Origin of the sequence: Ktedonospora formicarum (assembly GCF_016587355.1) — a bacterium.
In the GTDB taxonomy this organism is placed as follows: Bacteria; Chloroflexota; Ktedonobacteria; order Ktedonobacterales; family Ktedonobacteraceae; genus Ktedonobacter; species Ktedonobacter formicarum.
In genome coordinates this window covers 460,863-473,181 of record NZ_BNJF01000004.1, presented here as the reverse complement: position 1 = coordinate 473,181, position 12,319 = coordinate 460,863, and the positions used below count along the sequence as shown (strand labels likewise).

Below are 12,319 nucleotides of genomic sequence, written 5' to 3'. Positions count from 1 at the left end.
GCTTATCGTCACGCTTCCTTTGCGTTGGCTGCCTCCTCTTCCACCAGGAGGTCACAGCAAGAGAGATGTGTGCGAGCATACCTGGCCGCTCTTGTGAAGAGCGTAGATGCCTCTTGCTTTGCGTGTGCGCGCTGGAGCTCCGTCACGTCAGGATCATCGAGCAAGAAGGAGATGACCTTCCCTCGAACACAGGCACGATAGCAAGCATAGAAGGGAAGGAGTGTGAGCAGGTCGTTGTCATTGGTCTCTGCAACATATTGCGCCAGAAAGGCCTTGGCAAGATCCAGGCGATGGACCAATGTCAGTTCCATGACTAGAAAGGCAATCTCGCTTGCAGTATCGCCATAGCGAAAACGCTCATTAAATTCGATGCGATCGAGGAGCACAATCTGATGGGATGTGGAAGTCTCCCCCGCTGGAAACACATAGATGTGCTCAGGTCGCAGATCCCCATGGCAATCACGGATATGCCCCTGCGCAACGCGCTGCTGGAAGAGTGGTGCTTGTTCTTTCAGCATCTGGTAAGCGTAGCGGTGCAGCAGATTGTCCGTTTCCCGATCGAGCGTGCGACCAATATAGGGACGAATCTGCCGGAAGTTCTCTTCCCAGTTGCGTTGAATGACCCTGAGCGAGCCAAAGTGTGCAATATGCGCATTTGTTGGCGTGTTAAGATGAAAACGAGCGATAGTATGAGCAATAGCGTGCATGCATGTAGATGTGGCTTGATTAGCCTCTATTAACGCTTTTAGTGTTGCCTCATCAGGCAGGCGACGCATTACCACAGCATAATCAACGATGATTCCACCGTTATAGGCTTCCCCTGGGAACGGGACGGTTTCAACAGGGTATGTGGGACCAAAGCTGAACAATCCAGCTGGGTCGTGCAGGACTGGGGCAACACCAAGGTAGATGCCAGGAGCCAGTGGGGTATTCAAGATGACCTCTTGCTGGCAGAACTGGCGGCGCAAGAGTGGCGTCGTATAATTCGCGAAGTTCAAATTCTTTGGCTTCTTGAGTTTGTAGACAGAATCAGGTGTCAAGATCACGGCGGACAGATGCGTCTGGCATATGGTTGGTTTCTCGTCACCTCTATACGTGAATGGAAATGCCCGCTGCATCTGGAGCCCCCGAGCATCTGGGCAAAGACTCGTTCTCCATCATGTTCATGGCCCAAAAGGATGTTCACTGTGTATTTGGCCCCTTTCCTGCCCGTTTATGATCGGCGAATGCGCCCTCTGGCTTGCGAGAGACACTATGGGCCTGGCGGATCACGTTCGGACGCACCAGAAGGAGTGGATGCCTGGTTGTGGCGAGGACACGTTCCGCAATGCTGCCCATCGCCCAGCGTGCCAATCCTTTTCGCCCATGTGTTGCCATGGCGATGATATCGCATTCTGTGAATTGTCCATCAGCCAGATGTCCATGTTGGCTATACTCAATGATCGCCTGCGCGACATCGACAGCGCATTGAAGCGAGGCGGTAACCTTGAGCTGTATATGAGGTGATGCCTGTCGAAGGAGCCGCTCCTCAAGCTCTTTGAGGTAGATCTGAGCCTCTCGCACAAGGGGGGACATCTCTTTTCCAGTTGCCCCATCTTGCACAAAGGGGGGTAAAACACTCAAGAGATGGATGATTACAGTGCCAGAGGGGGAGAGGTTTTGGCTCAGTTCAATTGCTGGGGCAAGCGCTTCCTCTGCAAAGGCAGAACCATCCAGAGGGACCAGGGTATGGACCACACCAGCGTGCTCTGGGAGGAATGGGACTCCAGTTGTTTGCACGAGCACAGGTATCAAGCTATAGCGCGCGATCTTCTGTGCGACACTTCCCAGGATCCACTGGCTCGCACTGTGGGCACCGTGACGACACAAAACTATCAGGTCCGCGTGTTGTTGTTGTGCACAGTCTAAAATGGCATTGGCGGGGTCTCCATAGGCCATTTTTGTTCTAACTTCAAGATTCTGAAAGAACCTGTTTGTTGCTATCTGATCCAGATATGCTTGCACACGTCGTTGTTCGGCATCAATCATCTCAGGTGAAACTATTTCGTTCTTCAGTGAGAGACAGGTAGAGGGTATTGGGAACGTGAGCGAACGAACCAATATCAGTATGCCTCTCTGCGCACGCGCCAAGCCAGCGGCGAGAGGGAGGACACCTCCTGCTTGTGGAGAACCATCAAGAGGAACGAGAATTGTGTGAAACATGGGCATGCTCCCTTTACTCACTCACATATCTGATTCATTCCAAGACCGAATATCCTAGCGTAGAATGAAACCACTTGAATTGCCTGATAAACAATAGAAAAATGGAAGCAACACGTGCCGTTTATGGGTGGCATGGAAACGTCCTATGTCACGATAAAGCAACAACAATGGCAGTGGATGATGAAACGGGCGGATCCTCTTGTGGTGCTATTACACGCGGCCCTGCTCGTTGGGTCATCGGGTCGGCTCTCCTCATATTTGTTGATCCTGTCCATCATCCACTGCCTCAGAGTCTCATAGGGCAACAACATCACCTCTTTTTCTGCCTCAACACTTTGACACTCCCTTCCATACGACACCTTTCCCCTTTTCATTTCCCATCTCCCCTCCTCTCACTTGTAGCATACTCTCCGAATATCACAACGCCATCACAAAGCGATGTGGATGTTTCACTGATCTATCACACCTTTCTTAAGAGTTTCTAGCACGAGATAGGCATAGGCGCAAACCTGGGTTGAACCCTTTGGGAACTGTTCAAAAAGGCCAGAGCCCAAAGGAAACGAATTATCTCGTGTATTAAGGATCGTGCTAATAGTGAAAGTGAGGGACGACGAATCAAACTAACGTTTGGGCTATTTTACTTGAGGGGTCTTTCATTCAGTTATCCAAGAGAGGGGCGCATACCATGAGATCCTTTGCGACAGATGTGGGGGATTACGCTGTGATCGAGCGCCAACAGATTTCGTGCCTGTTTGAAGCGCTTACCAAGATGGGATTTCAAATTATTGGACCAACGGTCAGTGAAGAGGCCATTGTCTATGATGTCATCACGTCCATCGATGATCTGCCAATTGGCTACACCGACGAACAACATGAGGGATACTATCGCCTACGAAGGCGTGATGATAAGGCCCTCTTCGGCTTTACGGTCGGCCCGCACTCCTGGAAACGCTTTCTCCATCCTCCTATGCTTCGGCTCTGGCATGCCAGGCGGGCGAAAGATGGGACAGACTTTCAGATCCTTCCAGAGCCTCAAGAGATCCCCAGACGCGCATTTGTAGGGGTACGTTCCTGCGATCTTCATGCTATTTTGATTCAAGATCGTGTATTCCTGGGAGACACATACACCGATCCTCTCTATCAGGAGCGAAGAAATACGTCCTGTATCATCGCTATCCAATGTGGGCAGGCAGGCGGCACGTGCTTCTGCGCCTCTATGCAGACGGGACCAAGGGTAACCAGCGATTTTGATCTGGCATTGACAGAACTCCTCACCCCGCAACGCCACTATTTTGTCGTGGAAATTGGCACAACCCTTGGTGCGGAACTGCTCCAGGCAATTCCTCACGCAAAGGCAAACGAACATGACATCCAGCAATCCTATGCGATGAGCGAGCGTGCTAGTCAGCAGATGGGAAAGCAGATGGAGACCGCTGATATCAAGGATCTTCTCTATCGCAATCTGGAACACCCACGATGGGAGCAAGTGGCTTCCCGTTGTCTGACTTGCGGGAACTGCACAATGGTGTGCCCTACCTGTTTTTGTACGACCGTGGAGGATACGACCGACCTTACCGGCACGCAGGCCGAACACTGGCAGAAATGGGATTCCTGTTTTACACAGGATTTCTCGTACCTTCATGGTGGGAGCGTGCGTTCCTCGCCTACCTCCCGCTATCGCCAATGGATGACTCATAAGCTGGCGACCTGGATTGATCAGTTCGGTACCTCAGGGTGTGTGGGATGTGGGCGTTGTATCACCTGGTGTCCTGTTGGCATCGATATTACTGAAGAAGTGCGCGCAATTCGTGAGAGCGAGCAATCAGTGAAAGAGGAGGACACTCAGGAGCTATGATGAGACCGGAACTAGAAGTGATCATCCAGGCGCATCCACTTTTTTCAGGTATTGAGCCACGCTATATCAGCCTCATGAGTGAAGGCGCATGGGAGACTCATTTTGCGGCTGATACCTATGTCTTTCGGACTGGTGAATCAGCGACCCATTTTTATCTGATTCGCTCCGGGATGGTGGCACTGGAAATCCATGCTCCATCTGAAGGGGCATTAAAGATTGATACCATCGAGGCTGGGGGCGTACTTGGCTGGTCCTGGCTCTTTTCTCCCTACCGCTGGCATTTTGATGCGCGAGCCGTGATCACGACACATGCCATCGCTCTCGATGGATCCTTTCTCCGTGTACAAGCGCAAAAGGATCATCATTTTGGCTATGAGTTAATGAAACGTTTCACACAGATACTCATCGAGCGGTTGCAAGCAACGCGGCTCCAACTGCTTGATATCTATCAACCCCAAAGGGAAGGCCTGAGATGAATACATCATCCTCTGAGCAAACTCTTGTGCCACGCTGCTACCGCGTACAACACCGCCGTCCTGAAATACGCGATACGGTTTCGCTGGAGCTCGAACCGACTGACAGAGGAGAGATCCCGGCGTTTGCCTGCGGACAGTTTAATATGCTCTCTCCCTTTGGGATGGGCGAGATTCCCATCTCGATCAGCGGGAACCCATACAAAGGAGGGTCGTTCGTCCACACCATACGAGCTGTGGGAGCCGTTTCGCGAGCGCTCTGTCGGCTTCAACCTGGGGACGTGCTTGGTCTACGGGGACCGTTTGGGAGCCACTGGCCGCTCGAACGGGCAGAAGGAAAAGACCTTGTCATTGCCTGCGGTGGTTTAGGGCTCCCCCTCTTCGCTCGGTTATGCACCAGATCGAGGCACAACGTTCGCACTATGGCCGCATTGCACTGCTTTATGGAGCTCGCACGCCAGCAGATATCCTCTATCAACGCGAGCTGGCGCACTGGCGTCAACGCTTTGATCTGGACATCTTTGTTACTGTTGATGCTGCCACTGGCGACTGGCGTGGAAGTGTTGGAGTAGTCACGCGCCTCGTGCCCAGAATGGCCTGTGACCCTATGAAGACGCTGGCCTTTCTATGTGGACCGGAAGTGATGATGCGTTTCATGGCACTGGAGCTTGAAAAGTATGGTCTTGCATCCGAGCAGATTTTTGTCTCAATGGAGCGCAATATGAAATGTGCCCTTGGGTGGTGTGGGCATTGTCAATATGGTCCGCACTTTCTCTGCAAGGATGGCCCTATTTTCCCCTATAGCCGTGTGCAAAGGCTGTTTACCATACGGGAGATATAACAAACACTATGAATGCTACAGGCCCTCGTGCTCGAACATCCACCCACAAGCCCAAATTGGCCGTCTGGAAATTTGCTTCGTGTGATGGGTGTCAGCTCAGCCTTCTTGATTGCGAAGACGAGTTATTGACGCTGGCTGAGGAAGTGGAGATCGCCTATTTTCTTGAAGCGTCACAAGCGGTTGTCAAGGGACCCTATGATCTCTCACTGGTTGAGGGGTCCATCTCGACTCCACAGGATGTGGAACGGATCAAGCAAGTGCGGCACGTGTCGAAATACCTGGTAACAATTGGTGCGTGCGCGACAGCAGGTGGCATCCAGGCGCTGCGCAACTTTCAAGGCAAGTCGGATTATTGTTCGCTCGTCTATGCCTCGCCTGCTTATATCGAGACACTTAGCACTTCAACCCCAATTGCCAGCCATGTCCGTGTTGACTTTGAACTGCGCGGTTGCCCCATCAATAAGCACCAACTTCTGGAAGTGATCAGCGCTTATCTCCAGGAACGCAAACCCAATACGCCTGCGCATAGTGTCTGCATCGAATGCAAGCAGCGGGGAACGGTCTGCGTTATGGTTGCGCAAGGAATCCCCTGCCTTGGACCTGTCACCCATGGGGGATGTGGAGCGATCTGTCCAGCCTATGCCCGTGGGTGCTATGGGTGCTATGGGCCGAAGGAGACGCCAAACACCAGAGCCTTGAGCGCTTATCTTTGTCAGCATGGAATGCAACCACAAGATATTGTCCGTGCTTTTCGAGGTGTGAACGCCTATGCTGAGGCTTTTCGTCAGGAGAGTGAAGTCTATGAAGCACACGAGAACGTTAAAAGTGAGTCCCCTGGCCCGCGTTGAAGGCGAGGGCGCACTCTGGGTGCGGCTCAAGGGGAATGAGGTGGTCGATGTTACGTTCAACATCTTTGAGCCGCCACGTTTCTTTGAAGCCTTACTCCGTGGGCGAGAATATAGGGAAGCGCCCGATATTACCGCACGTATCTGCGGCATCTGTCCCATTGCGTACCAGATGAGCGCCGTACACGCAATGGAGGACGCGCTCGGCGTACGGGTTGAGGGGCAGCTTCGTGCGCTTCGTCGACTGATCTATTGCGGCGAATGGATAAGCAGTCATACCCTCCATATCTTTTTGCTTCACGCGCCCGATTTCCTCGGCTATCCTGATGGTATCCAACTTGCAAAGGATCATCCTGAACAGGTAGAGAAGGGTCTGCAACTGAAAAAGGTGGGAAATGCCATCATCGCCTGCTTGGGGGGAAGAGAAGTGCATCCGATTAACGTCCGCGTTGGAGGATTCTATAAACTTCCTTCAAAATCGGATCTCGCGCACCTTGCCGAAAAATTGCGATGGGCCCGCGAGGTTGCGCTCGATACGGTTCACTGGACTGCGCAATTCGATGCCCCCGATTTTGAACAAGACTACGAGTTTGTGGCACTACGTTATCCGGGTGAATATCCCTTCAATGAAGGCACGCTGGTCTCAAACCGAGGGTTGTCTATTCCCGCACAAATGTATGAGGACTATTTTGTGGAGGAGCAAGTCCCCTATTCACATGCGCTTCACTCACGTCTCAAAGCACGAGGAGCCTATTGCGTAGGGCCGATGGCACGGTACAATCTCAATTTTGATTGTCTGTCTCCATTGGCGCAGGAGGTCGCTCGCGCTGTTGGGCTTGGTCCTGTATGCCGGAATCCTTTTCGTAGTATCGTTGTACGCAGCATTGAAGTCCTTTACGCCTGCGATGAAGCCTTGCGACTTATTGAGCACTATGAACCCCCAGATCGTCCAGCCGTTCACATGACGCCTCGCGCCTCAGAGGGCTGGGCGATTACCGAAGCCCCACGTGGGAGCCTCTACCATCATTATCGGCTTAATCAGGAGGGGATCATCGAGTATGCCAAAATTGTGCCTCCCACATCACAAAATCAAAAGAGCATTGAAGAGGACCTTCGTCGCTATCTTCCCTCCCTCATCACAGGTCCAGAGGAACAGCTTCTGCATCAATGCGAGCAGGCTATTCGGAACTATGACCCCTGTATCTCATGTGCTACCCATTTCCTTCAATTGCACATTAAGAGGCAATAATGCGATGAGAAACATGTGTATCAGCGTGATGCTAGAGCGAGAAGGAAGGAGTGTGGCATGGATATTCGGATCATCGGAGTTGGCAATGAATACTATAGCGATGACGCGCTAGGGCTGATCATCGCCAGGAGCCTGCGCGACTGGCAAATACCTCATACCCAAGTCATCGAATGTGATGGCGAGGGAACGGCTATCATAGACGCATGGGAAGGTGCTACGATCGCTTTGATCATTGATGCCATGGCAAGCGGAGCAACACCAGGGACGGTGTTTCGCTTTGATACCTACGCTGAAACACTTCCCTTGGATGGCTTGCTTTCCTCTACCCATGGTTTTGGAGTCGCTGAAGCACTCGCGCTTGCATGTGCGCTCCATCGGCTTCCACTCCGAGTTCTTGTCTATGCCATTGAAGGGATGTGTTTTGCTTTTGGGCACTCCCTCTCACCGCCTGTGGCGCAAGCGTTACCAGGCCTCATAACTCAGCTAGAACGGGATCTCCGTTCCTTTCTCCTCACAAGAACAGGTGCCTACCAGAACCTGTTCTTGTGAAGCGCATTTGGAGAAAGTGTATGTCACTGACGCCAAACACGCCACTCATGTTCACATTGCAGGTTGCTGCATCCGTATGTATTGGATTGCTCATTGGGCTTGAGCGCGAGTGGGCACATAAAGAAGCGGGTATCAGGAGCTTTGCGATTGCTGCGCTTCTTGGAACCCTTTCCTGGATGGTCTCGCCACTGCTTGCCTCTCTTCAGCTCAGTAGTATAGTGGTTATTCTTCTGCTGGTGAATGTATTTTCCATGTGGAGACATCAAGCTCTTGAGATTACGACCTCACTTGCGCTCACCGCAACAAACGTCCTTGGGATCGTCATTGGGACAGGAAACTTTTTTCTGGCGATCACAAGCGGATTGGTCATTACCGCGCTCCTCACCTGCAAGCCTGAATTCGTGACGGTCAGTGGACGCCTTAGCGTCACCGAACTTCGCAGTATCCTCTTGTTTGGTTTTATTACTGCTATACTGTACCCGCTTCTTCCACATGCTGACCTTGGCCCCTGGTATATCGTGAATCTCGTAATGATCTGGTTGACGATTGTGGTTGTCTCAAGCTTAAACTTTGCCAATTATATATTATTGCGTCAGTTTGGGTCTCGTGGCATAGGCTAGAGTGTCATTCTTGGAGGTTTGGTGAATAGTGTTGCAACAGCGGCTCTTCTGGGACGAGAAGCAAAACAGGGGGCAGTGTCTGTTCGCGATGTCCCAGGGCACCTTTTGCGTGCTGTATTCGCCATGCTCATACGTGATGGTCTGCTTCTCTGCCTGTTTCTTTTGCCTCAGTGGCCGCTCACAGGTATCGCTCCTCTGATGGTGCTTGGTTCCATGGCAGTGATCACTGGACTGCTTACCTTCTTTGTCGAGCGTTCTGGCCGGGGAAGACGTCAGCCGCCATTGCCCCACAGGCTTCTCAGATCACCCCTGGCTCTGCGTTCAGTAGGCGGCTTCGGACTGCTCTTCTCTTTGTTGTTTGTGCTCAGTGGGCTCGCCAAACAGTTCTTTGGCGCCTCGGGCTTGTTGCTCGTTGTTATTGCAGGAGCGCTGGCAAGTACAGCTTCTTCTTCAGTCCTTCTCGGACAGCAACTTACTGCTGGGGCTATTTCAGGGATCATTGCCGCGAGTGCCATGTGGCTCGTCGCTCTTGTTGGCTTGATGGAAAATGCGATCATTTTTTGGATCACGTCCAGTCAATCAGCACCGGTTGGCCGTCTCTTCCTCTTCTACATTCCGATTCTGTTTGCTGGTGGGTTCGTTGTCATCCTGGCTTCTCTTCTCAGATAGACAGAAGTGCAACTTCTGATCTTTAGGCTATTTTATCACGTTCAGCCTGCCATGAGCAGCCACATGGTACACTAGAAGTACCTGAAGAGCGCGTTGGAGCAGCGCCTCTATAGCTCCATTCTTCCGCCCGCAAAGCAGATACTTGCAGGAGCAGCGATAATGGCGTTTCCTCTTCTTCCTTTACCCATATTGTATGAGCGGTTGGGAAGCAGCGAACAAGGACTCACATATGAAGAAGCACGCCGGAGGCTAGTTGCCTATGGCCCAAACGAAACGGGGGGTATCAAGCGCAGTTCTGGCCTGATCCAATTTTTTCGCCAGTTTTTGAACCCACTTGTTATGATTCTGCTCGTTGCCAGCATCGTTTCGCTTATGCTTGGCGACCGGGTCAATGCTAGCATTATCCTCACCATCGTGCTTCTCAGCAATGTTCTTAACTTTGTGCAGACATACCACTCTCAACATGCAGTCGAACAATTGCGCGCTGGGATAGCGCCTACCGCGAACGCGTTGCGCGACGGCAAGTGGATGGAGATTCCTCGCCGCCAACTGGTGCCAGGCGATATGATCAGCCTCGCTGCAGGAGACCTGATACCCGCAGACGCCCGCTTGGTAGAGGCAACAGATATGCATGTCCAGCAGGCTGCCCTGACTGGTGAGTCACTCCCCATCGAGAAGTACGCAAGTGATCTCGATCTCTTCCCGGAGAATGCCGCCGAAGCGCCCAATAGTGTCTTTTTGGGGACCTCGGTTGTCAGTGGGACCGCGACTGCACTTGTGACTGCCACTGGTCGCAACACCACCTTTGGCGATATTGCTGCACATCTGGCTACGCGTGCACCGCAGACCGAGTTTGAGCGTGGGATCAAAGACTTTGGGATGCTGATTCTGCAGACGGTGTTCTTCCTGGTGGTTTTTATCTTCCTGGTTGGTATCCTGGGCCATCATCATCCCCTCGAGACTATCCTCTTTGCCATTTCACTGGCGGTGGGTTTGACGCCGGAGTTTCTCCCTATGATCACAACTGTGACGTTGGGGCAGGGGGCACTGCGCATGGCAAAGCAAAAGGTGATCGTCAAACATCTCGAATCGATTCAGAACTTTGGCAGTATCGACACGCTCTGCAGCGATAAGACCGGGACCTTAACCAGCGGCGAAACTCGGCTGGAAGGGCACTTCAATCTCTCCAATCACGAATCCGGTCGTGTGTTGCTCTTTGCCTATCTCAATAGCTTCTACGAGACTGGGATCAAAAGCCCACTTGATGAAGCGATTTTACGTTCTAGCACCATCGATATCAGTGGGTATAGCAAAGTAGACGAAATTCCGTTTGATTTTGAACGGCGTTGCCTCTCAGTGGTGGTACAACACGACGACGAATATGTGCTGATCACGAAAGGAGCGCCCGAAAGTGTGTTCCTTTTGTGTTCTTCCTACGAAGTAGATGGTGAGCGCAAATCACTCGATGACGCTTCAGGTGCGATGAGGGCAATGTATGTGAAGAGGTATCAAGAATTGAATGCGCAAGGGTTTCGTGTGCTTGCTATCGCCTACCGCTCAATCACACGAGGAGCACAGTATCACAAAATTGACGAACAGGGTATGGTGCTGCTGGGCTTTTTGAGCTTTGCTGATCCTCCCAAACCAGATGTGGCTCAGGTGATCCAGGCTCTCAAAAATGATGGCGTGCGGGTGAAAATTCTCACAGGAGACAATGAGCTCGTGACCCATCACGTCTGTGAGCAGGTAGGGGTAGAGTGCAACAGGATTGTGTTAGGCAGCGAACTGGATCATATGAGTGATACGGCACTTACCCAGGTCGTCGAGTCTGTCCACGTGTTTGCACGTGTCACCCCTGCCCAAAAAAATCGCATCATTTTGGCACTCAAGAAACGCAAACACGTGGTTGGCTACATTGGCGATGGCATCAATGATGCGCCATCTCTGCATACAGCGGATGTAGGCATCTCGGTCTCTACTGGCGTCGATGTTGCGAAAGACGCAGCCGCGATTATTCTCTTAGAACAGAGCCTGCGCGTCTTACACAATGGCATCCTGGAGGGTCGTAAAGCCTTTGGCAATGTCATTAAGTACTTATTAATGGGTACCAGTTCCAACTTTGGCAATATGTTTAGTATGGCTGGAGCCTATGTCTTCTTACCGTTTCTGCCTATGCTACCATCGCAAATCCTGCTGAATAACTTCCTCTACGACCTATCCCAAATTACGATTCCGACAGATACTGTAGATGCGAGCTACATCAAAAAGCCCCAGCACTGGGACATCCGACTGCTCCGCGATTGTATGATCGTCATTGGGCCCATAAGTTCAATCTTTGACTTTCTGACATTTTTCCTCCTGTTGCGGGTCTTCCAGGCAGGCGAGGTGCTTTTCCATACGGGTTGGTTCATCGAATCGCTCGCGACACAGACGCTTGTTCTCTTTCTGATTCGGACTGCGGGAAGCCCTCTGCGCAGCCGCCCCAGTTACCCACTTCTGATCACCACACTTGTGATTGTAGCCATTGGGATGTTGCTCCCGGTCACACCACTTGCTGGATCGCTTGGCTTCAAGCCCTTGCCGCCTCTTTACTTTCTTTTGCTGGCAGGGATGGTCGTTATGTATTTATTTCTGGTGGAGCTCGTCAAACGACCCTTGATGCAGAAGTACACCTGCAAAAGGGATTCCATATGATGCAGAATGGCAGGCAATGACCGCCCTCGTTTGCTCAAAAATCAATGAGTTGTTTTGGGTTCAATGCTATTCAGGCGAACAAACGCATTAAGCATAGTCATCTGGGGATAAATGATGCTGAGAATGTCTCCTCTCTATCAAACCTATCGGGCAGAGCACCTCTACCCGATAGGCTTTAGTGAGCAATTCTATACCCTCAATCTATCTATGCTCTTCCTGCGAGAAGAAATCTGATCAGACTTGGTGAACGGCATTCTCCAAGTGCTTCTCTTGCTCATGGAAACCATGAACGTTGTCATCTCTCTCAGTATCTGAGGCAGAC

At 51.7% G+C, this 12,319-nt stretch carries 11 protein-coding genes; 9 read left to right on the top strand and 2 right to left on the bottom strand.

Annotated features, from left to right (window positions below; translation table 11 throughout):
* Positions 1-8: 8 nt before the first annotated feature.
* Positions 9-1,118 (bottom strand): hypothetical protein, encoded by a 1,110-nt coding sequence (locus K3T82_RS33720; protein ID WP_220197902.1) that lies wholly within the window; start codon positions 1,116-1,118, stop codon positions 9-11.
* Positions 1,119-1,182: 64 nt separating this feature from the next.
* Positions 1,183-2,202, bottom strand: coding sequence for a universal stress protein (locus tag K3T82_RS33715; RefSeq protein ID WP_220197901.1), 1,020 nt, complete (start codon positions 2,200-2,202; stop codon positions 1,183-1,185).
* Between the two features lie 685 nt (positions 2,203-2,887).
* On the opposite strand from K3T82_RS33715, the gene K3T82_RS33710 reads away from it, so the two are divergent.
* The 9 genes from K3T82_RS33710 (at position 2,888) to mgtA (ending at position 11,997) form a co-directional block, all read left to right on the top strand.
* Positions 2,888-4,057 (top strand): 4Fe-4S dicluster domain-containing protein, encoded by a 1,170-nt coding sequence (locus tag K3T82_RS33710; protein ID WP_220197900.1) that lies wholly within the window; start codon positions 2,888-2,890, stop codon positions 4,055-4,057.
* The gene (locus tag K3T82_RS33705) at positions 4,054-4,533 is read left to right on the top strand and encodes a cyclic nucleotide-binding domain-containing protein (protein WP_220197899.1); all 480 of its coding nucleotides are present in this window, start codon (positions 4,054-4,056) and stop codon (positions 4,531-4,533) included. Before K3T82_RS33710 ends, K3T82_RS33705 begins: the two co-directional genes overlap by 4 nt.
* A 388-nt stretch (positions 4,534-4,921) precedes the next feature.
* The gene (locus K3T82_RS50310) at positions 4,922-5,371 is read left to right on the top strand and encodes an iron-sulfur cluster-binding protein (protein ID WP_220197898.1); all 450 of its coding nucleotides are present in this window, start codon (positions 4,922-4,924) and stop codon (positions 5,369-5,371) included.
* Between the two features lie 8 nt (positions 5,372-5,379).
* Positions 5,380-6,219, top strand: coding sequence for an NADH-quinone oxidoreductase subunit B family protein (locus tag K3T82_RS33695; RefSeq protein ID WP_220197897.1), 840 nt, complete (start codon positions 5,380-5,382; stop codon positions 6,217-6,219).
* Positions 6,173-7,465 carry a Ni/Fe hydrogenase subunit alpha gene (locus K3T82_RS33690; protein ID WP_220197896.1) on the top strand — a complete coding sequence of 431 codons (1,293 nt, stop codon included), beginning with the start codon at positions 6,173-6,175 and terminating at the stop codon, positions 7,463-7,465. The genes K3T82_RS33695 and K3T82_RS33690 overlap by 47 nt, the downstream gene beginning before the upstream one ends.
* A gap of 57 nt (positions 7,466-7,522) precedes the next feature.
* Positions 7,523-8,014 carry a hydrogenase maturation protease gene (locus K3T82_RS33685; protein WP_220197895.1) on the top strand — a complete coding sequence of 164 codons (492 nt, stop codon included), beginning with the start codon at positions 7,523-7,525 and terminating at the stop codon, positions 8,012-8,014.
* 20 nt (positions 8,015-8,034) lie between these two features.
* Entirely contained in the window at positions 8,035-8,634 is a 600-nt protein-coding gene (locus tag K3T82_RS33680) for an MgtC/SapB family protein (RefSeq protein ID WP_220197894.1), read from the top strand.
* Between the two features lie 18 nt (positions 8,635-8,652).
* A complete protein-coding gene (locus tag K3T82_RS33675) occupies positions 8,653-9,303 on the top strand; it encodes a DUF4010 domain-containing protein (protein WP_268886704.1) in 651 nt (216 codons plus the stop codon).
* A 159-nt stretch (positions 9,304-9,462) separates the two neighbouring features.
* Positions 9,463-11,997, top strand: coding sequence for a magnesium-translocating P-type ATPase (gene mgtA, locus K3T82_RS33670; protein WP_220197892.1), 2,535 nt, complete (start codon positions 9,463-9,465; stop codon positions 11,995-11,997).
* Positions 11,998-12,319: the final 322 nt, after the last annotated feature.

Excerpts from the sequence above, each read along its gene's own strand:
- K3T82_RS33680 (WP_220197894.1), top strand. The coding sequence starts at position 8,035 with ATGTCACTGACGCCAAACACGCCACTCATGTTCACATTGCAGGTTGCT.
- K3T82_RS50310 (WP_220197898.1), top strand. The coding sequence starts at position 4,922 with ATGCACCAGATCGAGGCACAACGTTCGCACTATGGCCGCATTGCACTG.
- mgtA (WP_220197892.1), top strand. The coding sequence starts at position 9,463 with ATGGCGTTTCCTCTTCTTCCTTTACCCATATTGTATGAGCGGTTGGGA.
- K3T82_RS33715 (WP_220197901.1), bottom strand. The coding sequence starts at position 2,202 with ATGTTTCACACAATTCTCGTTCCTCTTGATGGTTCTCCACAAGCAGGA.
- K3T82_RS33690 (WP_220197896.1), top strand. The coding sequence starts at position 6,173 with ATGAAGCACACGAGAACGTTAAAAGTGAGTCCCCTGGCCCGCGTTGAA.
- K3T82_RS33695 (WP_220197897.1), top strand. The coding sequence starts at position 5,380 with ATGAATGCTACAGGCCCTCGTGCTCGAACATCCACCCACAAGCCCAAA.
- K3T82_RS33720 (WP_220197902.1), bottom strand. The coding sequence starts at position 1,118 with ATGCAGCGGGCATTTCCATTCACGTATAGAGGTGACGAGAAACCAACC.
- K3T82_RS33705 (WP_220197899.1), top strand. The coding sequence starts at position 4,054 with ATGATGAGACCGGAACTAGAAGTGATCATCCAGGCGCATCCACTTTTT.
- K3T82_RS33710 (WP_220197900.1), top strand. The coding sequence starts at position 2,888 with ATGAGATCCTTTGCGACAGATGTGGGGGATTACGCTGTGATCGAGCGC.
- K3T82_RS33685 (WP_220197895.1), top strand. The coding sequence starts at position 7,523 with ATGGATATTCGGATCATCGGAGTTGGCAATGAATACTATAGCGATGAC.